At 59.0% G+C, this 24,868-nt stretch carries 19 protein-coding genes and 5 pseudogenes; 8 read left to right on the plus strand and 16 right to left on the minus strand.

Annotated features, from left to right (window positions below; genetic code table 11):
• Positions 1-1,131 (plus strand): annotated as a pseudogene (locus ALO64_RS01505) (RimK-like ATPgrasp N-terminal domain-containing protein); the annotation flags it as partial.
• A gap of 4 nt (positions 1,132-1,135) precedes the next feature.
• On the plus strand, positions 1,136-2,065 hold the full coding sequence (locus ALO64_RS01510) for a magnesium transporter CorA family protein (RefSeq protein ID WP_002553719.1): 930 nt from the start codon (positions 1,136-1,138) through the stop codon (positions 2,063-2,065).
• 4 nt (positions 2,066-2,069) lie between these two features.
• Here ALO64_RS01510 and ALO64_RS01515 read toward each other — a convergent pair whose 3' ends face one another.
• From ALO64_RS01515 to lexA, 5 genes and pseudogenes are all read right to left on the minus strand, one after another.
• Positions 2,070-2,921: an urea carboxylase-associated family protein gene (locus tag ALO64_RS01515; RefSeq protein WP_005732049.1), complete on the minus strand. Its 852-nt coding sequence runs from the start codon at positions 2,919-2,921 to the stop codon at positions 2,070-2,072.
• 55 nt (positions 2,922-2,976) lie between these two features.
• A pseudogene (locus ALO64_RS01520) lies at positions 2,977-6,080 on the minus strand (error-prone DNA polymerase).
• Positions 6,077-7,479, minus strand: a pseudogene (locus ALO64_RS01525) (Y-family DNA polymerase). The pseudogenes ALO64_RS01520 and ALO64_RS01525 overlap by 4 nt, the downstream one beginning before the upstream one ends.
• A 7-nt stretch (positions 7,480-7,486) precedes the next feature.
• A pseudogene (gene imuA / locus ALO64_RS01530) lies at positions 7,487-8,108 on the minus strand (translesion DNA synthesis-associated protein ImuA).
• Positions 8,108-8,725 carry a transcriptional repressor LexA gene (lexA, locus tag ALO64_RS01535; RefSeq protein ID WP_044344647.1) on the minus strand — a complete coding sequence of 206 codons (618 nt, stop codon included), beginning with the start codon at positions 8,723-8,725 and terminating at the stop codon, positions 8,108-8,110. Before lexA ends, imuA begins: the two are co-directional and overlap by 1 nt.
• A gap of 181 nt (positions 8,726-8,906) precedes the next feature.
• Here lexA and ALO64_RS01540 point away from each other — a divergent pair, with 181 nt between their 5' ends.
• Entirely contained in the window at positions 8,907-9,902 is a 996-nt protein-coding gene (locus tag ALO64_RS01540) for an aldo/keto reductase (RefSeq protein ID WP_031594791.1), read from the plus strand.
• Positions 9,903-9,921: 19 nt separating this feature from the next.
• On the opposite strand, the gene ALO64_RS01545 is transcribed toward ALO64_RS01540, so the two are convergent.
• On the minus strand, positions 9,922-10,608 hold the full coding sequence (locus ALO64_RS01545; protein WP_002553713.1) for a hypothetical protein: 687 nt from the start codon (positions 10,606-10,608) through the stop codon (positions 9,922-9,924).
• Positions 10,609-10,798: 190 nt separating this feature from the next.
• On the opposite strand from ALO64_RS01545, the gene ALO64_RS24930 reads away from it, so the two are divergent.
• Genes ALO64_RS24930 through ALO64_RS01560 form a run of 4 tightly spaced genes read left to right on the plus strand, consistent with a single transcriptional unit; the run spans position 10,799 to position 13,678 of the window.
• Positions 10,799-11,194 carry a hypothetical protein gene (locus ALO64_RS24930; protein WP_157058605.1) on the plus strand — a complete coding sequence of 132 codons (396 nt, stop codon included), beginning with the start codon at positions 10,799-10,801 and terminating at the stop codon, positions 11,192-11,194.
• Complete coding sequence (locus ALO64_RS01550) at positions 11,109-12,116, plus strand: aliphatic sulfonate ABC transporter substrate-binding protein (protein ID WP_044344648.1); 1,008 nt, start codon at positions 11,109-11,111, stop codon at positions 12,114-12,116. The genes ALO64_RS24930 and ALO64_RS01550 overlap by 86 nt, the downstream gene beginning before the upstream one ends.
• Positions 12,113-12,964 carry an ABC transporter permease gene (locus ALO64_RS01555; protein WP_044344649.1) on the plus strand — a complete coding sequence of 284 codons (852 nt, stop codon included), beginning with the start codon at positions 12,113-12,115 and terminating at the stop codon, positions 12,962-12,964. Before ALO64_RS01550 ends, ALO64_RS01555 begins: the two co-directional genes overlap by 4 nt.
• Positions 12,965-13,678, plus strand: a complete 714-nt coding sequence (locus tag ALO64_RS01560) for an ABC transporter ATP-binding protein (RefSeq protein WP_005732858.1) — start codon at positions 12,965-12,967, stop codon at positions 13,676-13,678.
• Positions 13,679-13,697: 19 nt separating this feature from the next.
• On the opposite strand, the gene ALO64_RS01565 is transcribed toward ALO64_RS01560, so the two are convergent.
• Complete coding sequence (locus ALO64_RS01565) at positions 13,698-14,777, minus strand: polyamine ABC transporter substrate-binding protein (RefSeq protein WP_044344650.1); 1,080 nt, start codon at positions 14,775-14,777, stop codon at positions 13,698-13,700.
• A 389-nt stretch (positions 14,778-15,166) separates the two neighbouring features.
• Here ALO64_RS01565 and ALO64_RS01570 point away from each other — a divergent pair, with 389 nt between their 5' ends.
• Positions 15,167-15,433 (plus strand): DUF1652 domain-containing protein, encoded by a 267-nt coding sequence (locus ALO64_RS01570; protein ID WP_044344651.1) that lies wholly within the window; start codon positions 15,167-15,169, stop codon positions 15,431-15,433.
• A 10-nt stretch (positions 15,434-15,443) separates the two neighbouring features.
• Here the strand turns inward: ALO64_RS01570 and ALO64_RS01575 are convergent, their stop codons facing one another.
• The 9 genes and pseudogenes from ALO64_RS01575 to ALO64_RS01615 all read right to left on the minus strand — a co-directional run bounded on the left by ALO64_RS01575 (position 15,444) and on the right by ALO64_RS01615 (position 24,534).
• Positions 15,444-17,936 carry a UvrD-helicase domain-containing protein gene (locus ALO64_RS01575; RefSeq protein ID WP_044344652.1) on the minus strand — a complete coding sequence of 831 codons (2,493 nt, stop codon included), beginning with the start codon at positions 17,934-17,936 and terminating at the stop codon, positions 15,444-15,446.
• Between the two features lie 129 nt (positions 17,937-18,065).
• Positions 18,066-18,989, minus strand: coding sequence for a 2-dehydro-3-deoxygluconokinase (gene kdgK, locus ALO64_RS01580; RefSeq protein WP_044344653.1), 924 nt, complete (start codon positions 18,987-18,989; stop codon positions 18,066-18,068).
• A gap of 28 nt (positions 18,990-19,017) precedes the next feature.
• On the minus strand, positions 19,018-20,214 hold the full coding sequence (locus ALO64_RS01585; RefSeq protein WP_082303440.1) for an amino acid deaminase: 1,197 nt from the start codon (positions 20,212-20,214) through the stop codon (positions 19,018-19,020).
• A 31-nt stretch (positions 20,215-20,245) separates the two neighbouring features.
• A complete protein-coding gene (locus ALO64_RS01590; protein ID WP_005732851.1) occupies positions 20,246-21,010 on the minus strand; it encodes an IclR family transcriptional regulator in 765 nt (254 codons plus the stop codon).
• A 3-nt stretch (positions 21,011-21,013) separates the two neighbouring features.
• A pseudogene (locus ALO64_RS01595) lies at positions 21,014-21,456 on the minus strand (RidA family protein).
• A gap of 40 nt (positions 21,457-21,496) precedes the next feature.
• Entirely contained in the window at positions 21,497-22,288 is a 792-nt protein-coding gene (locus ALO64_RS01600) for an amino acid ABC transporter ATP-binding protein (protein ID WP_044344656.1), read from the minus strand.
• Entirely contained in the window at positions 22,285-22,947 is a 663-nt protein-coding gene (locus tag ALO64_RS01605) for an amino acid ABC transporter permease (protein WP_004665521.1), read from the minus strand. The genes ALO64_RS01600 and ALO64_RS01605 overlap by 4 nt, the downstream gene beginning before the upstream one ends.
• Before the next feature lie 9 nt (positions 22,948-22,956).
• Positions 22,957-23,619 (minus strand): amino acid ABC transporter permease, encoded by a 663-nt coding sequence (locus ALO64_RS01610; RefSeq protein WP_044344657.1) that lies wholly within the window; start codon positions 23,617-23,619, stop codon positions 22,957-22,959.
• Between the two features lie 63 nt (positions 23,620-23,682).
• Positions 23,683-24,534, minus strand: a complete 852-nt coding sequence (locus ALO64_RS01615; protein ID WP_005732848.1) for a transporter substrate-binding domain-containing protein — start codon at positions 24,532-24,534, stop codon at positions 23,683-23,685.
• Positions 24,535-24,868: the final 334 nt, after the last annotated feature.

Here is a 24,868-nt window from a genome sequence, read left to right on the forward strand (position 1 = left end):
GGACAGTTGGCTATTTTTGCAGCGCCTCCTGAAGGATCTCGCCCGTCAATTGTTTGAAGTCTTCCCCTGCCCGATCCTGATGGTGGAGTTTCGCAAGCGCGACAATTGGCACATTGCCGGTATCAAGGCCGGTGCTTTGCCGCGCCTGCGCGATGATCAGCAGGATGAGTTCGCCATGGCGCTGGAAGGCTTCAGCCGCAACGTCTGGCGCCAGCCCAGCTCCCGGCGCATGGCCCGCTATGACCTGGCGATCCTGCATGACCCGCAGGAACAGCTGCCACCGTCCAACACCGAGGCGCTGGCCAATTTCATCCGCGTCGGTCAGCGCCTGGGCATCGATGTCGAGCTGATTGAAAAGAAAGACTACGCCCGACTGGCCGAGTACGACGCGCTGCTGATTCGCGAAACCACCAGCGTTGACAACCACACCTACCGCTTTGCCAAGAAGGCCGAGAGCGAGGGGCTGGTGGTAATGGATGACTCCACCTCGATCCTGCGTTGCACCAACAAGGTTTACCTGACTGACCTGCTAAAAAGCCACGATCTGGGCATGCCGCGAACGGAAATCCTCTACAAGGATCGCCCTGAAGAACTGCAGCACGTGGCCACACGCCTGGGTTTCCCGCTGGTATTGAAGATTCCCGATGGCTGTTTTTCCAGAGGCGTGATCAAAGTCAGTACGCCCGAGGAAATGCATACGGCGACAGCCCAATTGTTCGAGCATTCGGTGTTGTTGCTGGCTCAGGAGTTTTTCTACACCGAGTACGACTGGCGCATTGGCATTCTCAACCGCAAACCGATATTCGCCTGCCAGTACTTCATGTCCAAAGGGCATTGGCAGATCTACAACCACAAGGCAATCGGTGCCGAGGTCATTGGCGAATGCCGTACCCTGGCGGTGCACGAAGCGCCGCGCGCCGTGGTCGAACTGGCGCTCAAGACTGTGGTGACGGGTTGTATGGCGTGGACCTGAAACAGTCAGGCGATCAAGTGGTGGTGATTGAGGTCAACGACAACCCGAATCTGGACGCCGGCATCGAAGACGCTTATCTGCAGGATGATCTGTACAGCCTGGTGCTGGAAGAATTCGTCCGCCGCCTTGAGCTCAAGCGCCTCGGCCAGGCATGGTGAAACGATGATTCAGGGCCTGAAACTCGACAACAACCAGTTGCTGGCATGTGACCCGCAAAAGGCTCAGGTGCTGTGGTTCAGCAAACCCGATGCCGGGGAACGCAGATTATTGCTGGAGCGATTTCACCTTGATGAGCATGCCGTTGCCTCGGCACTCGACCCCGACGAAATTTCGCGCATCGAGTTTCACCCTGATGCGTTGTTCGTCATCTGGAAACGTCCCGAGAACTATTCGGGCAAGGACAGCTTCTCGTTCGACGTTTCGTCCTTTGGCGTGCTGTTGAGCCGGGACCAGCTGGTGCTGATCTGCGATGACGAGCAACCCTTGAGCGCGCTGGGGGCTCACCGCCCGTTGGACCAGCCGCTGGATATCCTTCTGGAGCTGCTGTTCAACAATATTCATCACTATCTGGGCCATTTGAAAGTCATCAAGATGGTCGCCCGGGAATTGCAGCAGAAATTCAACTCTTCCCTGGAAAACCGCCATTTGCTGCAGATGTTCAACCTCAGCGAAAGTCTGGTGTATTACATCAATGCCATACACAGCAACGGTGCGGTCCTGACGCGTCTGCGCAACCATGCGCAAGGCCGGCAATACGCAGCCGACAGCCTGGCGCTGATCGACGACATGATCATCGAGAACGACCAGTGCTACAAACAGGCGGAGATCTATTCCACGGTGTTCGCCGGGTTGATGGATGCACGCGGAAATCTGGTCAATAACAGCACCAACACCCTGCTGCGCAAACTGACGCTAATCAATGTGGTGTTTCTGCCCCTGAACCTGATTGCCGGGATCGGCGGCATGTCGGAATTCAGCATGATGACCGCCCCGCTGCACTGGTGGGTGGCCTACCCGGCACTGCTTCTGGCCATGCTCGGGCTGGGGGCGGTGATGGTCTGGGGGCTGCGCAAGATGGCTCGCGCAGCCTGAGCGGTTATTTTTCCCATTCAGCCTTGGCAATCTGCAAGCCATGCTGACCGTTATAAGCTGCACGTTCGGGAGACTGCCAACCCTCCAGCAACGCAGCGTCGAGATCGTAGATTTCGACGCCCAGCGGACGGCAAACGCTTAACGGGTCCTGCGCGTCAGGCCCCCACATCGGCAGTGACAGGTCTCCCCCCGGACAGGTCGACAAGGCGCACAGCAGGTCGATTTCAGCAAAGAACTCCAGGTAATCGCCCTTCTGCGCCGGACAGGCTTTCATGAAGTACATGTCGTCATGGTTCAGGCCGGTGCACTGGAAGATATTCAACACGTCATGCACATCGAATTCGGTCAGCCCGTGCGGCAACACTGCGCGGGTCAGGTTCGAATGGCAGTGATGATGAAAGTCTTCGCCGGTCAGCATCTTGTTGACGTAGGGATCACAGCGCGTGCCGAGCAAATCGTGCAGGCGGCCACCATGCTCGTCGATCCCGTAGCTGGCCAGGCTGTCATCGGTGATGGTGACCAGCGGCCGTAAAAACGGCAGGTTCGACCACAGCCGGTCATGGGTGCTGACATGCGCGCCCTGCAACTGACGCGTACGCGCCGCCCACAGGCGTTCCCGAGGGTCGTTGGCGTTCCACAGATTGAAATCGCCGACTTGCGGACCAACCGGTGTGGTAACACGAAACACCTGACCGGCCTTGACCTTCCAGGCCCGTCCGGTGCGGATCGGCACTTCAAATTGCTCGACGAGGGTACGCTGCTGCGCATTCGTGCGGATACGCTCGTAAAAGGCCGTATCCACTTGCAGCGCCGCGCCTTTACTGACCTGGTAAGCGGCTGGGTAGTCTTTGTACATTCAGGGCTTCTCGTTGGCAGGATGTACCGATTGCTACTGCAAGTTACAGGCCCGATTACTGGAAGTCCCGGCTGCGCACATCCAGTCCAGTCAACAGCGGCGTCAGGTCGTACAGCCGCTGGGCGATCAGGTGTCGTACGCCGCTTTTTGATTCCAGCCTCCCGAACACCTGCAGCAGTTGCGAGCCCACCAGCACCTTGCGCTGACGTTCGGCCAGGTCGCGCCAGACCACGACGTTGACCATGCCGAATTCGTCTTCCAGCGTCACGAAGGTCACGCCACTGGCGGTGCCCGGACGTTGACGGCCGATGACCAGCCCCGCCACGCTGAGGGTTCGGTCGTTTTCCAGGTGTAACAAGTCTTGTGAGCTGCGAAAGCGCTTGGCAGCCAGTTGCCGACGCAGCAAGGTCAGTGGGTGCGGACCGAGGGTGGTGCCCAGAGTGGCGTAGTCGGCCATCAGGTCTTCGGCCACCGTCGGCAGCGGCAGCGTTACCTGTGTGTCTTCGCTGGGCAAGTCGTTGAACAACGGTCGCTGGGCTTCCACCCCTGCCACTTCCCAGCGCGCCCGGTGCCGATGACCAATCAGGCCACGCAAGGCCCCGGAATCCGCCAGTGCTTCAGCGGCGCGAGCGTCCAAACCGGCACGCAGGGTAAGGTCTGTGGCATCGCTGAACAGCCGTTTCGAGCGGGCCGTTTCGATGCGCCGGGCATCATCCTCGCGAAAACCACGCACCATGCGCAGCCCGAGGCGAATCGCCAGATTGCGCGTGCTGTCGGGATGATCGAGCGGCTCCAGCGAACAATCCCAGTCGCTGTAGCGTACATCCACCGGGCGGATTTCAATGTGGTGGCGACGTGCGTCCTGTAACAATTGATCCGGGCTGTAAAACCCCATCGGCCAGCTGTTGATCAGCGCACAGGTGAACGCTGCCGGTTCGTGGCATTTGAGCCAGCAACTGGCGTAGGTCAACAAGGCGAAACTGGCGGCATGGGACTCGGGGAAACCATAACTGCCAAAGCCCTTGATCTGTTCGAAAATCCGGTCGGCAAAATCCGCTTCGTAGCCGTTTTTCAGCATGCCCGTACGCAGCCGTTCGCGATGCGGCTCCAGCCCGCCGTGACGTTTCCATGCGGCCATCGCGCGGCGCAACTCGTCCGCTTCGCCCGGGGTGTAGTCGGCAGCGATGATCGCCACTTCCATGACCTGCTCCTGGAACAGCGGCACGCCCAGGGTGCGCTCAAAGACGCTTTTTAGTTTAGGCGGATAGGTAATGGCTTCTTCTTTAATTACGCCGACGCAGATATGGGTGAACCATGTCGCCCTGGATCGGCCCCGGCCGGACAATGGCGACTTCGATGACCAGGTCGTAGAATTTTTCCGGTCTGAGGCGCGGCAGCATGGCCATCTGCGCACGCGACTCGATCTGGAACACGCCGATGGTGTCGGCGCGGCTGATCATTTCGTAGGTTTTCCGGTCGTCGCCCGGCAGGTCTGCGAGGGTCCAGAGCTTGCCCCGGTGCAGATGCACCAGATCGAACGTGCGGCGCAAAGCGCTGAGCATGCCCAGTGCAAGTATGTCGACTTTCAACAGGCCGACCAGGTCCAGATCATCCTTGTCCCACTGGATGATGGTGCGGTCGGCCATCGCGGCGTTCTCGACAGGCACCAGCGTCTCCAGCGGATGCTCGGAAATCACGAAGCCGCCCGGATGTTGCGACAAATGCCGAGGAAAGCCGATCAGCTCGCCGGTGAGTGCCAGCACGCGCTTGAGGATTGGCATGTCGGCATCGAAGCCGTATTCGCGCAGGCGTTCGGGCGACGGCAGCGAATCGCTCCAGCGGCTGAAGGCATCGGCCAGGGCGTTGATCTGGTCAGGCGGCAAACCCAGCACCTTGGCCACATCACGCACTGCGCCCNNCGCCCGAGCCGTGATACGTGCTGGCCACCGCCGTCAGCGCCGCCCTGCCCCGACCATAACGCCTGAATATGTACTGAATGACTTCTTCGCGGCGGTCGTGCTCGAAATCCACGTCGATGTCCGGTGGCTCGTTGCGCTCTTTGGAGATGAAGCGCTCGAACAGCAGGTTGCTCTTTTCCAGGTTCAGCTCGGTGATCCCCAGCGCATAACACACTGCCGAGTTGGCCGCCGAGCCACGTCCCTGGCAAAGGATATGCTGGCTGCGGGCAAACTCGACGATGTCATGCACGGTCAGAAAGTAGCTGTCGAACTTCTTTTCCGTGATCAGGGCCAGTTCCTTCTCGACCTGCGCGCGGGTGGCTGGCGTCAGCCCGTTCGGCCAGCGTTTGCGGGCACCGCGCTCGGTCAGTTCACGCAGCCACGACGTGGGTGTCTGGCCTTTGGGGACCAGCTCGTGCGGGTATTCATATTTCAATTGTTTGAGATCAAACGTGCAGCGCCGGGCAATACGCACCGATTCGGCCAGCAGCCAGTCCGGGTAATGCTCGGCAAGCGCATCCAGTGGCCGTAAATGGCGCTCGCCGTTGGCAAACAACAGGTGCCCTGCTTCGGCCACGGTCGTGTGATGGCGAATGGCAGTCATGGTGTCCTGCAGGGCACGCCGACCGCGCGCGTGCATGTGCACATCACCGCTGGCAACTGCCGGGATACCCAACGATTGCGCCAGCGCCAGCAAGTCGGCCAGACGCTGCTCGTCATCCGCGCCGCGATGTAACTCCACGCAGAGCCAGAGGCGCTCGGCAAAGCGCTCACGCAACCAGCGTCCATGCGCCAGACAGGCTTGCGCGTCGCCTTCGATGTCCGGCAGCCAGATGGCCAGCAAACCGTCCGACGAAGGCTCGAAATCTTCACGCAACAACCGGTACTCACCTTTTCTGGCTCTGCGGCGTGCCACTGTGATCAATTTGCACAACGCCTCATAACCTGTCTGGCTTTCCACCAGCAGCACGGCTTTCGGCCCGTTCTCGATGTGCATTTCGCTGCCGATGATCAACGGCAGGCCGGTGCTGATGGACGCCTGCCACGCACGTACGATACCGGCCAGCGTGCACTCGTCAGTGATGGCCAGCGCCTGATAGCCGTGGCGCGAGGCACGTTCGAACAGCTCACGGGCGCTTGAGGCGCCGCGCTGAAAACTGAAGTTGGACAGGCAATGCAGCTCGGCGTATTCGCTGGTCATGCGAACCAGCCATGCAGCAGCAGTTCACCCTGCTCGCCCACGCTGCGATAGGCCCAGGCGCGCTGGCCGCTGGAGGTTTCGACCAGATAGTAGTCGCGGCGTACATCGCCGCCGTCCCACCAGCCTGATTCGATTCGCTCGGGCCCCGCCACGATGCGCGTGGCATGAAGTGGCAGCGGCTGGGGTTCTCGCAGCAACCAGCCCGGGCGCATACAAGCTTTGGCCGGCAAGACCGGTTTACTTGTGCTGTGTGGTTGCCAGGCACATTCAGGACGGTGATCGGCCTGGGCGCGCAAGCCATTCACAGACTCGTCGCCCAGTCGCGCACGCAGGCGTTCGCGCAGTTGCTCCCAGGGCAGGGTCTGTTGCACGCGCTCATCGAACAACTGGCGGTGCGCCGGAACAAAATCCGGCAAATCCTGCGCCAGCAAGCGCACGGCACGTACCGGCGACGCCACCAGCACTTGCTCCAGCCTGCCGCGGGCCAGTTCGAACAGCATCGACGCATCGCGCTCGGCGCTCAGCAGTCCGACTGGCACCACAGTCTCCGGACCTTCAACGTGCTCCAGATGCAGGGAAAATCGCTGCACACCGCTGTCGCGTCCGGCCAGGAACAAAGCCAGATCGGCGATCAGCCGCTTGAGCGGAAACAACAGGGCCTGATGCGACTCGACGTCGAAATTCAGCTCGATGCGTACATCGAAGAAGTCCGGCGGTGTGTAGCACTCCAGTGCCACCGGTCGTTCGCCAAGCAATGTATCGAGATGCTGCAGCACGCTGGCCGGGAACCGCCGCGCCAGTGTATCGCGCGGCAGGGCCAGCACCTGCCGCACAGAGCGCAGCCCCATGCGTGTCAGGGCTGTGGCGGTTTCACGGCTCAGACCGATACGTTCCAGCGGCATATGCTCCAGGCTGCGTCGCAATCAATGCTCAGCCCGTCATGCATGTTGGCCAGCATGCGTGCGGCTATCGGGTTGGGCGCGACCACGATGCGATGCCGGAAGCCCTGCGCGGTCAACTCTTCACGCAAGCGTGCCTCGAACACCGGCCATGGGCCGAACAGCTTGAGGCTGGACTCGATTTCCATCAGCAGCACTCGAGGGTACTTGAGGCTGACATTGGAGCTGAAACCGTATGCCCAGGCCGCGAGCAGTTGCTGCAAGCGCTCGATGTCGGCTGGGTCATGCTCGACCATGGAGAAGTTCGACACCAGCGCCTGAGCGGCCGTCAGTGACTGCCCGGCTTTCAAACCCAGCGCACGCGCCGCCGGATTGACGGCTTGCAACACGCGACGTTGAGCACTGCCGCTGATCAGCGCCAGAGGCTCATCGGGATCGTTACGACGACGCATGACGCCGTCGAGCGCCAGTTGCGGCAGCAAGACACAGGCCCAGAGCATAAGAACCTCAAGCGTCGGTCGAAAATGGAATGGGGAAAGGCGGCGCAAGCCCGCCACGGCACTTGAGCACCCGCAATTGTGCAGGACGGGTATCGATAGCGATGCGCAGGGCCGCCGGTGACGGGTTGGCGGCGGCCTGCTGCGGGCGGCAGGCAAACGCCAGGGTCTGCCCGGTTTCGGCAGCGACCTGCAAACGTCGCAGCGCACGGTCATCGACCATGCCGGGCCAGCACACGACCGCGCCACAGCTGCCGGAGCGCAGGCATTGTTCGGCAGCCCATAGGGCATCGCGGGGACCGGCCTCGATGACGACCAGTTGGCGCAGATCGACCCCGGCGGCCAGCCAGGCTTGCGGGTACGGAATGTAGGGCGGTGCAACCAGCACAATGCGCTCACCGATCGCGGACAACCTTGCCAGACTTGGCCACAGCAGACGCAATTCCCCACTGCCATTGGCCGGGATGAGAATTTCAGTCAGGGCGGCAGCAGGCCAGCCGCCAGTGGGCAAGGCGCTGTCCAGCAATGCATGGGCCACTGGGGTGCGGGCTGACCTGCGGCGCGCTCTGCTGACGGCCTTTCCAGACCCTGCGCTCATCCAGCAAGGCGTCAAGGCTGACCACCGCGCCCATCATTCGCGCCGGACCAGCCCGCAGAACACGCCTTCGATGGCGAAGTCCTGATCAGGCGTGACAATGATCGGTTCGTAGGCCGGGTTGCGCGGCAACAGGCGCACCTGATCGGCACTGCGTTGCAGGCGCTTGATGGTGACTTCGCCGTCCAGGCGGGCAACGACGATCTGCCCGTCACTGGCCTGCGGGTTACGGTGCACGCCGACCAGATCGCCATCGAGAATACCGTCTTCGATCATCGAGTCGCCCTGCACGCGCAGCAGGTAGTCCGGCACACGGGTAAACGTGCTGCGATCCAGATGCAATGTGGTGTGAATATCGAGATCCGGCCCGATAGGTACGCCCGCTGCTACGCGCCCCAACACCGGAATTTCGAGCAATTCGGGCCGCGGCTCACTGTTGAGCAGGCGAATACCCCGGGCCTGGTGCGCTACGACCTCGATCAGACCGGCTTCTGTGAGGGCCACAATGTGCTTGCGCGCCACGCTGCGTGAAGCAAAACCGAAAGCCTCGGAGATTTCCGCCAGGCTCGGCGATTGCCCTTGCTGCGCGATGCGATCGCGGATGAAGGTAAGGATTGCGCTGCGACGGGAAGATAATGTGCTCATCGAGTACATTTGTACTCCACTCGTGATTTTGTGACTAGTACGGTTTGTCGGATTGACGCCGCACGCTCTTGCGCTTCGTGGACGTTAATTATTCGGATTTTCACAACAGTGAAATAAGAAACTCCCGGTTTATTGCGCCAACTAAAGCGTAGAGACTTGACGGCTCTTTCAACGATCAGGAGAGTTCATTGTGATCACTCGCCAACTGGGTCACCACGGTCCGCAGGTTTCTGCCATCGGACTGGGCTGCATGGGAATGTCGGACTTCTACACCACCGGCATCGACGAAAAGGAATCCATCGCCACCTTGCACCGCGCGCTGGAACTGGGTGTCACTTTTTTTGATACCGCTGACATGTATGGCCCGCACACCAACGAGACGTTGCTCGGCCGGGCTCTTGAAGGCAAGCGTGAAGGTATTTACCTGGCCAGCAAGTTCGGCATCGTGCGTGGCGATGACCCGCATGCGCGTGGCGTGAATGGCAGCCCGGCGTACATTCACCAGTCCATCGATGCCAGCCTGAAACGGCTGAATACCGATTATCTTGATCTCTACTATCAGCACCGTGTCGACCCCAATGTGCCCATCGAGGACACCATCGGTGCCATGGCCGAGCTGGTCAAGGCTGGCAAGGTTCGCCATATAGGTATCTGCGAAGCCAGCGCAGCGACCATCGAAAGAGCCCACAACGTGCATCCGCTGGCGGCCGTGCAAAGTGAATATTCGTTATGGTCACGCGATCCGGAGCACGACAATGTGCTCGCCACTTGCCGTCGCCTGGGTATTGCTTTCGTGGCTTACAGCCCGCTGGGCCGTGGTTTTCTGACTGGCGCATTGCGCACCCCGGACGATTTCGCTGCCGATGACTACCGTCGTTTCAGCCCGCGCTTTCAGGGCGAAAACTTCAATCGCAATCTGGCGCTGGTAGAAAAGGTCAAGGCACTGGCTGCGGCCAAAGGCGTCAGCGCGTCGCAACTGGCGCTGGCCTGGGTACTTGCTCAAGGCGACGACATCATTCCGATCCCGGGCACCAAACAGCGCAAGTACCTGGAAAGCAACGTGGCAGCGGCTTCATTGACACTGAGTACCGATGAGCTGGCTCAACTGGATGCGATCTTCCCGGCGCAAGGGGCCGTGTCGGGCGAGCGTTACAGCCCGGAGTCGATGAAGTCGCTCAACGGCTGAAAACGTTTACGGTTCGAGATCAGGTCGCCTCAGGGCAGGTCTCGGTGCCGTTGTTGAGGCCCTGTTTTTGATTCTTGTAATCGAGCGTGGCCTTGCCATCGACCCATTTCAGGGTGACGACAATCACTGAGTCGAAATCATCGTTCGTCCAGTCATCAAGCAGGTTAGTGCTCTTGCCGGACGCTTCTTCAGCAACCTTGTTGATCAGCTCCGGCAGGTAGCCATGCGACCAGGCGGTGTAGATAACTGCGTTGTGGTACTTGTCCCGCATCAGCTCATCGGCCAGGTCTGCGGTGTCGTTGGCACCAAAGTCGAGGTTGACGGGCAGACCCAGTTTGATTGCGCTGGGCCCTACCGTCATCAGCGGACGCACGTAGTTGTAGGACAGGTCGCCCTCACCCTCTTCCACGTGTCGGCTGGGGTTGGCGGCGAAGATAAAGTCAGCTTTGCCGAATTCCCTGGGCAAGACCTCCGACAGTTCGATGGCCCGGTTGAGCCCTTGGCAGTTCAGTTGCCCCAGCCCCATGGCCGGTTTTTCGGCATGACGAAGAAATACCAGTGTCTGCGTGCCGTTCTTGGGCTCGGCATGAACCCCCTTGCCCATGGTGAACAGGGCCAGGGCAGAAGCCACCAGCAAGGAGGGGAAGAAGCACCATGCGATGCGGCGCTGGAGTCGGGTGATCGAAGGCATTTTCGGCATATTCATTATTTTCTGAGTCCGGTGCGCATTTGAAAGGGATCAGCCATCTGGCTGGTGCGAATACGCAGGCTTATGCAGCTCGCCCCAAGAATTTCTGCGGATCAGTCAAACAAGGGCGCAGTGGGCGCACACTCATGGATCACGCGCGAATCTTAGTGCTCACATGTTTCGAAATTAAGAATGTGGACGATTAGGAGTGTCAAAAAACGATTCTGTTGCAAACCTGGCGAAAAAAATCACCCGAAAAGCAGAAAACTGTCAGAAAATCGTCGAAAAACAGGCCGTGAGCCTTACTGTTTACCAGGCAACAACAGTTCAACACCTTGCTGCCAGATCAACATCACTCACACTGGAAAATTGCCCTGATACCTTGCTGTTCAAGCACCCGGACCCTTGGCACAGAGCATGCAATATTCCATTTGTGAATTTCATGTTCTCTGGACTGCTGTTTTTGAAATATGCAAACCAGTCTTGCAGCCCTTGCCTCCCCGATCTGGACGCTCACTATGCCACAACCCCCTATTTCTTTTTGGTTGCAAACGCCGCGAGCCCTGATTCGCTGGATGGTAACGACCTGCACATTGGCGATTAGCCTGCAGGGAGTAGCACAGGCCGCTGAAACCGCGCCTGCCGAAGTCCGCCTGGATTACGCCTATTATTCGCCGGTCAGCCTGGCGCTCAAGCATTTTGGCTGGCTGGAGAAAGCCCTGCCGGAGGCGAAAGTCACTTGGGTGTTGAGCCACAGCAACCGCTCGCTGGAATACCTGAACAGTGGCAGCGTCGACTTTGCTTCGTCGGCCAGCCTGTCTGCGGTGCTGGCCCGGGCCAACGGCAGCCCGATCAAATCGGTGTATGTCTACAGCCGGGCAGAATGGACGGCCCTGGTGGTGCGCAAGGATTCTCCCCTGCAATCGGTTGCCGAACTCAAAGGCAAGAAAATCGCCGCCACCAAAGGCACCGACCCTTATCTGTTCACCTTGCGCGCGCTGCAGAAGGCCGGGCTGAAAAAGGATGATGTCGAGTTGCTGCACCTGCAGCATCCCGATGGACGCACCGCCCTCGAAAAAGGCGACGTAGATGCCTGGGCAGGGCTTGACCCGCACATGGCGGCCAGTGAAATACAGTCCGGCTCGCGCCTGCTTTACCGCAACAAGGACTTCAACAGCTATGGCGTACTGAGCGTCACGGAAACCTACGCCAAGGAGCATCCACAGGCGATCAGAACAGTATTGAGCGCTTATGAGCAGGCTCGGGAATGGGCAGTAAAAAATCCTGATGAGCTGGCCAGGCTGCTGGCGACCGAGTCAGGTTTGCCGCTGGAAGTCGCCAGGCTGCAATTGACCCGCACAGACCTGAGCAACCCGCAACTGAGCGCGAAAGACATGGAAGCGTCCAAGGTCGCGGCGCCGATTCTGGTGTCCGAGGACCTGGTGCGCAAAGGCGTAAACGTCGAACAAGTGATCGATCAGTTGATCACGCCAGAGTTTTCCAAAGCCGTGATCGCAACGCCATGACCAGCCCAGACAAGTCCCTGCCTGCCTGTGCGCAGGCGGCCTTGCCTGACAGGGCGCAGCGCACGTTTTGGCAGCGCTACAAAACGTCGCTCAAAGGCCTGGTAGTCCCCGCTGCAATCATTGTTTTGCTGGAAATTATCGTGCGCATCGGCTGGCTGCCCTCCTACCAGATGCCAGCCCCCAGCGAGATCGTGCTGACATTAAGTGATCTGGCCGATGGTGCGTTGTGGAAACACATCAGTGCCAGCCTGTTGCGTGTGCTCAGCGGCTTTGTGATCGGCGCAAGCCTGGCTTTGGTATTTGCTGCGTGGGTGGGGCTCAGTCGTGAGGCGGAGGCGTATCTGGAGCCGACGTTCGCCGGGCTTCGTTCCATCCCCAGCCTGGCCTGGGTGCCGCTTCTACTGCTGTGGCTGGGCATTGGCGAAACATCCAAGATTGTGCTGATCGCCATCGGTGCGTTTTTTCCGGTCTACCTCAACGGCGTGGCCGCGATTCGGGGCATTGACCGAAAGCTGGTGGAAGTCGGCAAGATGTATGGCTTCAGCCGCTATCGCCTGACCCGGCGTATTCTTCTGCCCGCCGCCCTGCCCGGCCTGTTCACCGGTTTGCGCAGCGGCATGAGCCTGTCATGGATGTTTCTGGTAGCCGCCGAGCTGATCGCGGCCACCAAAGGCCTGGGCTACCTGCTCAGTGACGGACGCGAAACCTCGCGCCCGGACATCGTGCTGGCGGCCATCATCGTTCTGGCGACACTGGGCAAGTTGAGCGACGGCCTGTTGGCAGGCCTGGAAAAACGCTTTCTGGCCTGGCGGGACACATTCACCGGTCAAAGCCGCGAGGGTCGATAGATGCCGGAATCGTTGATGAACATACGCGTAGACCGCAAAGCATTCGCTGGCAATACCGTACTGCAGGATATCGATCTGTCATTACAGTCAGGTGAGATCGTCAGCCTGCTGGGGCCAAGCGGTTGCGGTAAAAGCACGCTGCTCAGAATTGTCGCCGGGCTGGAGCAGGACTTTCGTGGCTCGGTGGACAACATTGAGGGAGAAGTCGCGTTTGTGTTTCAGGAACCGCGCCTGATGCCCTGGCTGACCGTCGAACAGAATATCGGCTTCAGCGACGACGCTGGCTACGACCGTAGATGGGTCGGTCAATTGATCGATGAAGTGGGCCTGTCCGGTTTCGCCGATGCTCTGCCAAAAGCGTTGTCCGGAGGCATGGCGCAACGCGTGGCCATCGCTCGCGGTCTGTACTCGCACCCTGCCGTATTGCTGCTGGATGAGCCTTTCAGCGCAGTGGACGCGTTTACCCGAATGAAGCTTCAGGACCTGCTGCTGCAACTGGCCGAGCGTCACGCTATCACGCTGTTGCTGGTGACTCACGATGTCGACGAGGCGTTGTATCTGAGCGACCGGGTATTAGTGATGGGCAGCCGCCCCGGTACGATTACCCAGCAACTGCCGGTCGGGCTGCAAACACCAAGAGATCGCCGCGATCCGCTACTGGCCAGGCTGAAGGCTCAGGCACTGACCGAGCTGCATCAGGCCCACATCATTTGACGCCAGTCGCATCGCAGCCTTACTTGTCGGCCTTGAACTCCTTCCAGAGCTTCTGGCGCATCGCTTCGATATCAACCGGGACCTGAGACATCACGAACAAGCGGCTCAGCATGTCGGCGTCTGGATAGACAGTGGTATCCGTCCACAGGCCGGGATTGATCAGGGCGTCGGCCTTTTCGTTACCGTTGGCGTAATGCACCGTATTGGTAATGTTGGCGATCACTTCGGGGCGCAACAGGTAGTTCATGAACGCGTAGGCACCTTTGACATCAGGGGCATCAGCCGGGATGGCGATCATGTCGAACCACATTGGCGCACCCTCTTTTGGAACCACATAGCTGATGGTGATGTTGTTGCCCGCTTTTTGGGCCTGCTCCTGCGCCAGGGAAATATCCCCTGAGTAGCCTACTGCCACACAGATCTTGCCCGTAGCGAGGTCGCCAATATAGTCGGCTGAACTGAAATTGCGCACATACGGCCGTACCTCATCCAGCAGCGCCTTGGCCTTTTTGTAGTCGTCCGGCACCTCGCTGTGCGGTGGCAGGCCGAGGTAGTTCAGAGCGATAGGGATCAGCGCCGGTGCGCTGTCCAGAAAAGCGACACCACACTGGGCGAGCTTTTTCATGTTTTCCGGCTTGAGCACCAGATCCCATGAGTCAAGCGGAGTGTCCTTGCCAAGAATAGCCTTGACCTTCGCCATGTCATAGCCAATCCCGGTGCTGCCCCACAGGTAGGGAAACCCGTGCTGGTTGCCCGGATCACTGCCCTCCAGTGCCTTGAGCAGAACCGGGTTGAGGTTTTTCCAGTTGGGGAGCTGCCGTTTGTCGAGGGTCTTGAGCAAGCCGTTTTCAATCTGTCGACCCATGAAATGAATGGACGGAAAGACCAGGTCGTACCCGGAATGGCCAGCAATCAGCTTTGTGTTCAGCGTCTCGTTGGTTTCGAAAGTCTCGTAAGAGGTCTTGAAACCGGTGGCCGCTTCAAAATTTTTTAGAGTGTCCGGGGCGATATAATCCGTCCAGTTGTAGATATTGACCGTCTCCGCCGCATGGCTGGTCGAGGCCAGCAACATCAGTGCAGCAAGGGATTTTCTCAGCATTTTCAGCTCCTCGGGTCAATAACGATAGCTTGCCCCAGACCGGGCATGAAAACCACCTTCGTCAAGCAAATTCAGTTCACTACGGGGCCTTCTCCGGGGTGAATGACAAATGCATGGAACGTGCCCATTGATACCTTGCGATGATGACAGCCATATAATTGATTTTTTTGTGCTGCGTCATAAAAAATTTTTCCAGAACGGTGCGGGCAGATGCTATTTTCAGTACTCGTCAGACCGCTCAGCGATCCTGCTGGAAAGCAACCCGACCGGCCGATAATCCGCTGCGCTGATTACCGTCTCGTCATCATGGCTTTACCGGACGAATTCTGGCTGTCTGCGTACCCATTGGAGCAAGGGAAATGCTCGATTGATTAAGGTGGGCCATTGTCATGAACAAAGTCACATTCCCCAATGCATGCCAACTGATGCGCTGGCACTTCCATACGGTAGGCTTTGAAGCCTCGATGGATGCCCCCGGCAGCATGATTGCACGACTTTTCGACCGCGCCAGCGGTGAGACAGTAGTCGCCATCGCCGGCCTGCCGTGTTCCACGGTGATGAATGCCGCAGATGTAGAGCGCATCATCGAAGCCATCGAGGATGAGCTGGAATTATTCGGCACTCATACGCAGCAACAGGTTGCCGGTTTTTCCTGATATGACAGCTTCAGCCTGTTCGGACTTTACCGCGCAAGTCTTCGAAGAAAGGCTTGTCCTGGGCAATTCTGTCTGAAGCTTTAGGCATCTGGGCGTTTTCCCCGCCGCCGGTGCCTTGATCGATATACCAATAGCAATGCCGCGCCGCACGAGTAATGGCGACATAAGCCAGGCGCAAGACTTCATCCTTCTGCGCTGTATCAAAGGGCTGAAGATCGCTCACATCACCCAGCCCTGCCAAACGGTAAACCTGATTCTTGTAAGGCGAGACAGTCAGATGCTGGCAGTCGCCCAACAAAAACACGGCATCCGCCTGCAAGCCTTTGGAACTGTGGTACGTCAACGTCCTGATGCGACGACCTTGCGCGCCCATCGCCGCGTCAGCATCGATCAATGCCTTCAAACGCTCCGAGAACCGGCTTTTCTCGCTGCCTTTGCGGTACAGCAGCAGAATCGAGTCACCGTCGTTGTAGTGCTCGACTACACGCTCGGCCAGTTCGTCCTCGTCACGATCCAGCACCTTGACCGGCAGCAACTCTTGCGGCATGCCGCTGGCACGAGCCTTCTTGCCCGCAATCGCCGGAGCTGCCCGGACAATATGCTCGGCGGCATCGATAATGTGCTGATGGCTGCGGAAGTTGTCACTGAGCATGACTCTGGTGGTCGCCGGTGACGAAAACTCCCTGGCGAACTCCATGAAATACTTGGGTGAGCTGCCGCGCCAGCCGTAGATCGATTGCCAGTCATCGCCGACACACAGCAGTGATGAATGCTGAGCGATCCGGCCTGTATGCAGAGCAGGACCACGACGCCGGATTTCGCGCAGGCTGGCGCGTATCCATGAGACGATCTGCGGCGACACATCCTGGAACTCGTCGATCATCAAATGCGACAGCGGTCTGAGCATCTGGTCGCTGACGTGTTTGAGGTTTTCCGGCGATGTTTCACCGAACAACGCAAACATCCGGTTATAGGTCATGATCGGAGGCGACTGAGCCAGCAGGTGCGTTTCGAAAGCTTTCCAGAAAAGACTCAGCGCTTCGAAGAAGAAACGATCCGGGTCGTCGCTGGCAAAGCTCATCTCGGACACGGCATTGGGTACATCCAGTCCCAGGTTCTCGATGAAGCTGACGGCGGTGACAAAACAGTCCAGTAGCGGCGCAGCACCGAGCTCACCCTTGACCCGATAGTCGAATCCGGGCCCGGCAACCGCGTCGCCCGCCAATGACTGCAATAGCTTGTTGGCAGACTGATAGTTATCCAGCCAGATCAAAGGCTTACTGCAGAAAGCTTGAAACAGAGTGCGCTTTATGACCCCCTCGGCCCACACTGGCAATTTGGCACCCGGCCGCTTGAGTTGCTGGTCTTCACTGGCGTCCAGGCCCAGCACAACCCAGGCATCAAGCTCAGCGATATAGCCGTGAAAACAAAAGGAAAATCCATTTATTTCAACAGCTTGGCGCATAGGCTCAATGCCCTTTATAGGCCATGCTCCTGCGCGAATCCACAAGTCCTCGACGGTGTCACACCACTCTTCATCCCGTTTCGAGGATAGCTCGGTCACCGCCACACGCTTCTGCACGTCAGGATGGTCGCGATCCAGTTCCTTGAGCTGCAAGGCATGGCGATACAGCGGCGCCATGACTTCGCGGAAACGCTCGTTGCCGGCGTACAGATCGCGGTAGCAGAGATTGAGTTGCTGACGCTGCGCATCGTTGATCCGCAGGTCGAAAGGATTGCTGTCCGCCTCTTCCAGGCCGGATGACTGGCTGCGCAGGTTCTCGAACGCCCTGAGCTGCTCAAAACCCGGCAGGCTGCGCACCAGCGGCAGAATACGCGAGTGAAAGGTGCGAACCAGGTCACGAGCCTGTTTCTGCCCCGTCACATGCCCCCACAAGGCCATCACCTCGATCAGCTTGCCGATGAAGTCCTTGCGCGACTCACGGGTGAAGGTCACGACTGTCATCGCATTCAGTTCAAAGCCCAGGTAGTGATGCAACAGCAGAATGCGCAGCACCAGCGATGTGGATTTGCCTGCGCCCGCCCCGGCAATGACGTAGGTAGATGGCGTATCGCTGAAAATCATCTTCCACTGCGCCGTGCTGGGCTGAGCATGCGCAGGGAGCTTTTCGGCGACATCGGCCTTGATACGCTTTTTCAGTTCAGGCGTGAGCGCCAGCCGCCAGTCGTCGAACAGATGGTCGTCAACTCTGGGGCCGCGATGTCGGACAGGCCGGGTATCGTTGATGACCAGCACCTGACGCCCTGCTTCTTCACCATCCAGGTAGCCGTCGGCATAACCCTCGCGCACGCCCTCTATGTGCCCATTCAGATAGCCGTCGGCATGGCCCTGGAACCACGACGGCGTGTGCTGCGAGCCCAACGCTGTAAGGCCGCGGCCCATCAGGCGCGATAACAGACGCCTGAAAAACGGCAGTTGCCGAGGCGGCATGAGATCGACATCCAGGTCATGAGGAAGCGCAGAAGGAAGGTCGTCAGGCACGCAGACTCCGGTGGATGGCTTGCAGGCAAAAAGGTCGCCTATGGTGGCCGAATTTGCGCGCAGGTTCCAGCGAAATGCTTGTCTGTCAGTGCGTTAGCCGATCAACTGCATGTTCCGTCGCAGGTGCCATCAGACTGGCATGACCGATTTTGGTACCAGCGCACCCGGGTGTTGAATCACCACACTGGCCAGACGATGACCTGCTTCGGCAGCCTGTCGCGGGTGTTCCCCCATGAGCCGGGCGGCCAGATAGGCAGCGCTGAACGAGTCCCCTGCTGCCGTGGTATCGACGACACGCTCGACCTTTTGCGACGCAATGTCGAAACGCTCGCCGCCGGCTTCCACAAGACAACTTTGCGCGCCGCGCTTGACGACGATCTCACCGATGCCGCGACCTCGATAGGCCGCCAGTAATTGCTCACTGTCGGCATAACCATAGAGCGCCTGCTCATCGTCTTCGGTGAGCAACGCCAGATCCACATGCTGCAGGCATGCCTGATAGGCCTCGCGAGCCTGCTCCACGCTGGCCCACAGCCGAGGCCGATAGTTATTGTCGAAGGCAACCCTGACCCCACGTTGACGAGCACGGTCCAGTGCTTCCAGCAATCGGGCGCGGCCTTGCTCGCCAAGTACCGCCAGGGTGATACCACTGAAATACAGCACGTCGTAGCTGACCAGCGCCGCGAGGATCGGCTCGGCCGCAGGCGTCATGAAACAGTCCCGCACGGCGGCTTCGTTGCGCCAGTAGAGGAAACGACGCTCGCCATTGGCATCGGTCTGAATGCAGTAGAGCCCGGGTAAACGCCCCGGCAGGCGTTGCACCTTGCCCAGACCAATGCCCTCATCGGCCCAGATCCGGCACATTGCATCGCTGAAGCTGTCGTCACCCAGCGCCGTGACGTAATCCACCTTGGCCCGCTCACCCAACAATCGGGCAAGGTAAACCGCCGTATTGAGCGTGTCACCGCCGAAGCTCTGACGCAGGCTGCCGTCGGCATGCTGCTGTAACTCGATCATGCATTCGCCGATCAGGGCGACCCGTGGAAGGCTCATGAGACGATTACTCCTGCCAATACCGGAATTAGAAATACGTGCTGAAAGGCTCGATCACTCGCATGTCATTATCCACCAGACAACCTGAACGCCACTTGTCGAAGGTCAGGCACGGGTGTGAGGTACCGAAGGAAATGATGTCGCCAACCTTCAACTCGCATCCGGGCGCGACTGTCATGAAAGCGTGCTGGTCCATCACTTTGCAGGCACTGACGTCGTCGCCTGATGCAGGCTGTACACCCGCCTTGTAACGCAGCAGCGGGTTGGGCAAGCCGGCATCGTAGGCAACGTCGCGCTTGCCCATGGCGATCACCGCAAAACCCGGCTCCGGCATGGACTGAACATGCGCCCAGACCTCCAGCGCAGGGCGCAGCGCTTCGCTCAGCTCGGCACGTCGGTCCAGCACGCAGCACTGCGCGTCCTTGTAGATGCCGTGGTCATGCACCACATAACTGCCGGGGCGCAGCACGCTGAGGAACCGTTCGCGAACGGCCCGGGCATCGAATGCTTCAGCGATCAGGTCGTACCACGCCGAGCCGGATGCAGTGACAATCGGGCGATCCAAAGCGAATGCGCCCTTGTCCTGCAGGTCGACAGCCAGGCGCACCAGCGACGCCGCAAAAGCCTTGATGCCATCGATGGCATGGTCGCCGTGGATGACGCCTTCGTAACCCTCGATACCCGTCAACGCCAGCGCCGGTTGCGCCTGAACAGCATCCGCCAGGGCCAAGACCTGCTCTTCGGTACGGCAGCCGCAGCGTCCACCGGGTACGCCATATTCGATCATCACGTTCAGGCGCAGGCCGCGTGCCGCGAAAAACTGGCCCAGTGCAGCGACATTGTCCGGGTGATCGACCATGCAATGAAACTCGAACATCGGGTCAGCCAACAGATCGGCAATCACCGCCATGTTCGGCGCGCCGACCAGTTGATTGGCCATTAACACCCGCCGTACACCATGCGCATAAGCGGCCTGGGTCTGGACCGCCGTGGCGAGGGTCATGCCCCATGCGCCCGCGTCCAACTGTCGCCGAAACAGCGCTGGCACCATGCTGGTCTTGCCATGCGGTGCAAGCTCTGCACCGCTGTCAGTGACAAAACGTTGCATCCAGCGAATATTGTGGTCCAGCGCCTGACGATGGATGACCAGTGCAGGCAGGCTGACATCAGTGACCAGGCTGTCGCCCGGCTGTGCAGCGCCCTTGTCCATGACGGCGGTGTCCATGACAGCGATGCTCATCAGTAATCTCCTGCAGTTATTCGTTGATTCGACGAGCCAGGCCGTTGGCGCTGTCGATCAGCACCCGCCGATAGTCGTCGTAATGGGTCTTGGCATCGGCACGCGGCGCGACAATGCACAGGGTTGCGATGCACTGACCGTGCTCGTTTTTCACCGGCGCGGCGAAACAGTGCGTGAAGGTGTCGGCCACGCTATCGAAGGAGAAGAAACCCTCTTCGCCTGCCTTACGGATCTCCCGCAAAAAGGTTTCCAGCGGCAGACGCTCGCCACCCGGTAGGATGAAATCGTCGGGATCAATCAGGTCGATGATCTGCTGATCGCTGAGGTGGCTGAGCAGCAGACGCCCGGAAGCGGTCCACGGGATGGGCGCGTTTTCACCGATGTCCGAGGAAATCCTGAAATGCCGCTCACCCTCTTTCATCAGCGCAACGGTGTATTTCCGGCCATTGAGCAGGCACATCTGCGCGGTTTCCCGCGTCTGGCTGACGATCTCGCCCAGGCAGACTTCCGCCTCGCGAGTGAAATCGAAGTGGCGCAAATGCGCCTGACCGAGAAAGTACAACTGACGGCCAAGGTAGACATGCCCGTCCTTGCCGACCGTCTCCAGAATACGCCGCTCCAGCAGCGACGCCACCAGCTCGTAAACCGTCGATTTGGGGCTGCCGATTCCGCCGGCAATTTCGTTGGGACGCATGGGTCTGGCCTTTTCCTTGAGGAAATCCAGAATATCGAACGCCCGGTCCAGTCCACGTGCCCGGCGCTTGATTGTGTCTTCAGTCATGGCTCATTCCTTAAGTAGAGCTGTAAGCCAGATAACCCGAGGCTTCTGGCTTGAAGCTGCTTTGCGCCTATAAGCAATACAGTCGATTTCGACCTTGCAGTCGACCATCATGCTGGCCTGCACGCAAGCGCGCGCCGGTGCATGCTCGGGGCTGAAGTATTCACCGAACACCTTGTTGAAACTCCAGAAGTCCCGTGGGTCTTCCAGCCACACGCCGACACGTACTACGTCTTCGAGCGCATAACCGGCTTCGTCGAGGATCGCGATCAGGTTACGCATGGTCTGGTGGGTCTGCTCGACGATACCGCCGACGATAATCTCGCCATCCTGCGCAGGCACCTGGCCAGAAACGTGCAACCAGCCGTCGGCCTCGACTGCTCGGGCGAATGGACGTGGCTGGCCNNGCCCCCTGCGGTGCTGCCTGCGCCATAACGGGTAATAGTCATGAGTTTTTCCTTGTCTTGAAGCATTGGACGTCGTGAAACGTTAAAAACGGATGTTCTTGAGAAACTCGCTCAAGCGCGTCGATTTCGGTTGCTCGAACAGTGTCTTGGGTGGCCCCTGCTCCTCGATGCGCCCCTGATTCATGAATACAATCTGGTCTGAAACCTCATAGGCGAAACGCATTTCGTGAGTCACCAGCAGCATGGTCATGCCGTCTTCGGCCAGGTCCTTGATAACGCTCAGCACTTCGCCGACCAACTCCGGGTCGAGCGCAGAAGTGACTTCATCGAACAACATCAGGCTGGGATTCATGGCAATGGCGCGGGCAATTGCGACCCGCTGCTGCTGACCACCGGACAACTGGCCGGGAAAGTGATTGCGGCGCTCCAGCAGCCCGACCCGGTCCAGCCACTTTTCCGCCAGGGCAATGGCCTGATCCTTGGGCATCTTCTTGACCTTGAGCAGGCCCAGGGTCACGTTCTGCAGAGCGCTGAGGTGCGGTAACAGGTTGAATTGCTGAAATGCCATGCCAGTCATTGCCCGGTGCTGTGCAATAACCCGCTCCGGATGACGGGTGCGCTTGCCGTCTACGTCGCTGTAACCGATATCCTGCCCCTCGAGCCGGATATGACCGCCCTGAAACTCTTCCAGCAGATTGACGCAGCGCAGCAAGGTGGTCTTGCCCGAGCCACTGGAACCGATCAGGGTAACAACGTTGCCTTTCTGCATACGCAGATCGACCCCCTTGAGCACTTCCACTGCGCCATAGGACTTGTGCAGGCCTTCGATGCTGAGCAGCGCCGGGCCGGGGGTTGCGGTATGAGTCTGTGTCATGGCAATGCCACCCGTTTTTCGATTTGCCGCCCAAGAAGTTCAATGGCGTAATTGATGAGAAAGAACAGAAAACCTGCAAACAGGTAGAACTCCAGGGTCATGAACGTGCGCGCAATCACCTGCTGAGTGCTCAACAACAGTTCAGCCACACCGATGACTGAAAGCAGTGTCGAAGCCTTGACGATCTCGGTCGAGGAATTGACCCACGTCGGCAGGATCTGGCGCATGGCCTGCGGCAACAACACATAGCGCAGCGACTGATTGAAACGCAGCCCGATCGCCTTGCCAGCCTCCAGCTGGCCAGCGGGAATGGCCTGCAGCGCACCGCGCACGATTTCCGATACGTGAGAGCCGCAGAACAACGTCAGGCCTATTGCGCCAGCTTGAAACGCGCTGATTTGCCAGCCCAGCGCTGGCACCATATAAAAGACTGCCAGTACCAGCACGAACACCGGCGTACCGCGTATCAGATCCACATAGAGTCGGATCGGCAACCGTGCGAAGAATCCGCCGTAGGTCAGCACCAGACCGGCCAGCATGCCGATCAGCGTGCCCGCAGCAATCGCCAGCGCCGAGCACTGGATACTGGTCAAAAAGCCGGACCAGAGCACTTCTCGCGCGGTCCACAATTCCTGCAACCAGCCAGGGGGTTGATACATGACAGCCTCCTAGCGGCGAATCGCCAGACGTTGTTCGAGGGTGCGCAAGAGCATGGCGATCACATAGCAGGCCACTACATAGAGTGCAGTAGTCACCAGCCAGGTTTCGATCACCCGGTAGCTTTCGACGTTTATCTTGCGCGCGTAGTAGGTCAGCTCCGGCACCGCAATGGCGGCTGCCAGTGAGGTGTCCTTGAACAGCGAAATGAAGTTGTTGGATAGCGCTGGCAACACGTTGCGCAACATGACCGGCACGATGATGTATGCCCTCACCTGCCACTCGCCCAGACCGATGGCCAACCCTGCTTCGCGCTGACCTTTGTGGATGCCCAGCAAACCGGCACGGAAAACTTCGGTCAGATAGGCGCCAGCGTACAGCGACAGCGTGACAATGAACGACGCCAGTTTGTCCAGGCGAATGCCCAGCCCGGGCAAGGCGAAGTAGATCAGCAGGATCAACACCAGAATGGGCGTGTTGCGCACCACGGTGACGTAGATCGACGCGACAATGCGCAGTGCCTTGTAACGTGACAGCAGCGCAAATGCATTTGCCAACCCGATCACGCAGCCGATAGCGATCGAGATCAGGGCCAGTTCCAGCCCCAGGCCCAACCCCGCCAGCAAGCTGGGAAAGTCGCGCCATACGGCATCAAAATTCAATTGATAATTCATGCTTGCCCGTACCTGGCAGGGAAAGCCCGATGGCCTGCCCTGCCCTTGAAGGTCAGAGTGGACTTATTTGTATTCCATCGGGAAACCGATTGCAGGCACAGGCAGATCGACACCGAACCATTGCTTGAACGAAGCGGCGTAAGCCGGGAACTCGACACCGGTCATGGCTTCATGCAAGGCGGTGTTGACGAAGTTCAACCAGTCCTGATCGCCACGTTTGACGGCACAAGCGTAGGTTTGCGGGCTCCAGGCAAAAGCCGGCGAGCGGTAGCGGCCAGGGTTCTGAACCATCAGATACTTCACTGAAGACTGGTCGGTGGCGGCCGTGTCGGCGCGGCCCGAGTTGATCGCCTGGTACATCAGGTCGACGCTGTCGTACTGATCGACCTTGGCTTTGGGCAGCGCCTGATGCACCAGCTCTTCGGCATATACGTTTTGCAGCACGGCAACCGTCACTCCGTCGCCCGCGGCTTTAAGGTCATCTATTTCCTTGTATTTGCTGTTGGCAGGCAGCAACAACGCTACGCCTTCGCGGTAGTACGGCAAGGTGAACGCCACCTGCTGTGCACGACTGGCGGTAACGGTGATGAACTGGCAACTGATGTCGACCTTGTCGGTCAGCAGGTTGGGAATTCGCGCATCCGAGGACTGCACCACGAACTCGACCTTGCTCGGGTCATTGAACAGGCCCTTGGCGATGATCCTGCCGATGTCGATATCGAAACCCTGCAACTTGCCGTCCGCTCCCTGAAAATGCCACGGGGCATTGGTACTGCCTGTACCCACCACCAGATTGCCACGTTTCAATACTGCATCCAGCTTGCTGCCTTCGGCGGCCTGAGCCGAGTTGGCCAGCGTGAATGAGGCTGCAAGGACAAACGCACAAGCTTTCACAAAAGAAGGTCCGCGATGCATGACATAGACTCCGCCGAAGTATTTTTATTCCGCTATAGCGGACAATGGTATGTAACAACGGAATAGACAGCAGAAAGTGTGCCATACGAAGCCTGCGAAAAACACCGCATAAAAATGTCGAAGCAAATCAAAAGGCTGGAGATGAAAGAGTTGATGGCTTGGTGATATTACGGCTTGAGGGCATCGCTACTATTTGTCACGTTTGAGTGGTAAGGCCCCACTCTTGTGCGCGCGCGCTATCGAGTACGCAGTACTGGTGCAGGCGCAATGATCGCGCCGCAGTGAAGATAGGAGGCAAAGCGCCACGAACTACTTGCCAATGCGGGAGCATTGA

Origin of the sequence: Pseudomonas meliae (assembly GCF_001400515.1) — a bacterium.
Classification (GTDB): Bacteria; Pseudomonadota; Gammaproteobacteria; order Pseudomonadales; family Pseudomonadaceae; genus Aquipseudomonas; species Aquipseudomonas amygdali.

Coding starts and splice junctions, on each gene's coding strand:
- ALO64_RS01510 (WP_002553719.1), top strand. CDS start 1,136: ATGATTCAGGGCCTGAAACTCGACAACAACCAGTTGCTGGCATGTGAC.
- ALO64_RS01515 (WP_005732049.1), bottom strand. CDS start 2,921: ATGTACAAAGACTACCCAGCCGCTTACCAGGTCAGTAAAGGCGCGGCG.
- lexA (WP_044344647.1), bottom strand. CDS start 8,725: ATGTACTCGATGAGCACATTATCTTCCCGTCGCAGCGCAATCCTTACC.
- ALO64_RS01545 (WP_002553713.1), bottom strand. CDS start 10,608: ATGAATATGCCGAAAATGCCTTCGATCACCCGACTCCAGCGCCGCATC.
- ALO64_RS01550 (WP_044344648.1), top strand. CDS start 11,109: ATGCCACAACCCCCTATTTCTTTTTGGTTGCAAACGCCGCGAGCCCTG.
- ALO64_RS01555 (WP_044344649.1), top strand. CDS start 12,113: ATGACCAGCCCAGACAAGTCCCTGCCTGCCTGTGCGCAGGCGGCCTTG.
- ALO64_RS01560 (WP_005732858.1), top strand. CDS start 12,965: ATGCCGGAATCGTTGATGAACATACGCGTAGACCGCAAAGCATTCGCT.
- ALO64_RS01565 (WP_044344650.1), bottom strand. CDS start 14,777: ATGCTGAGAAAATCCCTTGCTGCACTGATGTTGCTGGCCTCGACCAGC.
- ALO64_RS01570 (WP_044344651.1), top strand. CDS start 15,167: ATGAACAAAGTCACATTCCCCAATGCATGCCAACTGATGCGCTGGCAC.
- kdgK (WP_044344653.1), bottom strand. CDS start 18,989: ATGAGCCTTCCACGGGTCGCCCTGATCGGCGAATGCATGATCGAGTTA.
- ALO64_RS01585 (WP_082303440.1), bottom strand. CDS start 20,214: ATGGACACCGCCGTCATGGACAAGGGCGCTGCACAGCCGGGCGACAGC.
- ALO64_RS01590 (WP_005732851.1), bottom strand. CDS start 21,010: ATGACTGAAGACACAATCAAGCGCCGGGCACGTGGACTGGACCGGGCG.
- ALO64_RS01600 (WP_044344656.1), bottom strand. CDS start 22,288: ATGACACAGACTCATACCGCAACCCCCGGCCCGGCGCTGCTCAGCATC.
- ALO64_RS01605 (WP_004665521.1), bottom strand. CDS start 22,947: ATGTATCAACCCCCTGGCTGGTTGCAGGAATTGTGGACCGCGCGAGAA.
- ALO64_RS01610 (WP_044344657.1), bottom strand. CDS start 23,619: ATGAATTATCAATTGAATTTTGATGCCGTATGGCGCGACTTTCCCAGC.
- ALO64_RS01615 (WP_005732848.1), bottom strand. CDS start 24,534: ATGCATCGCGGACCTTCTTTTGTGAAAGCTTGTGCGTTTGTCCTTGCA.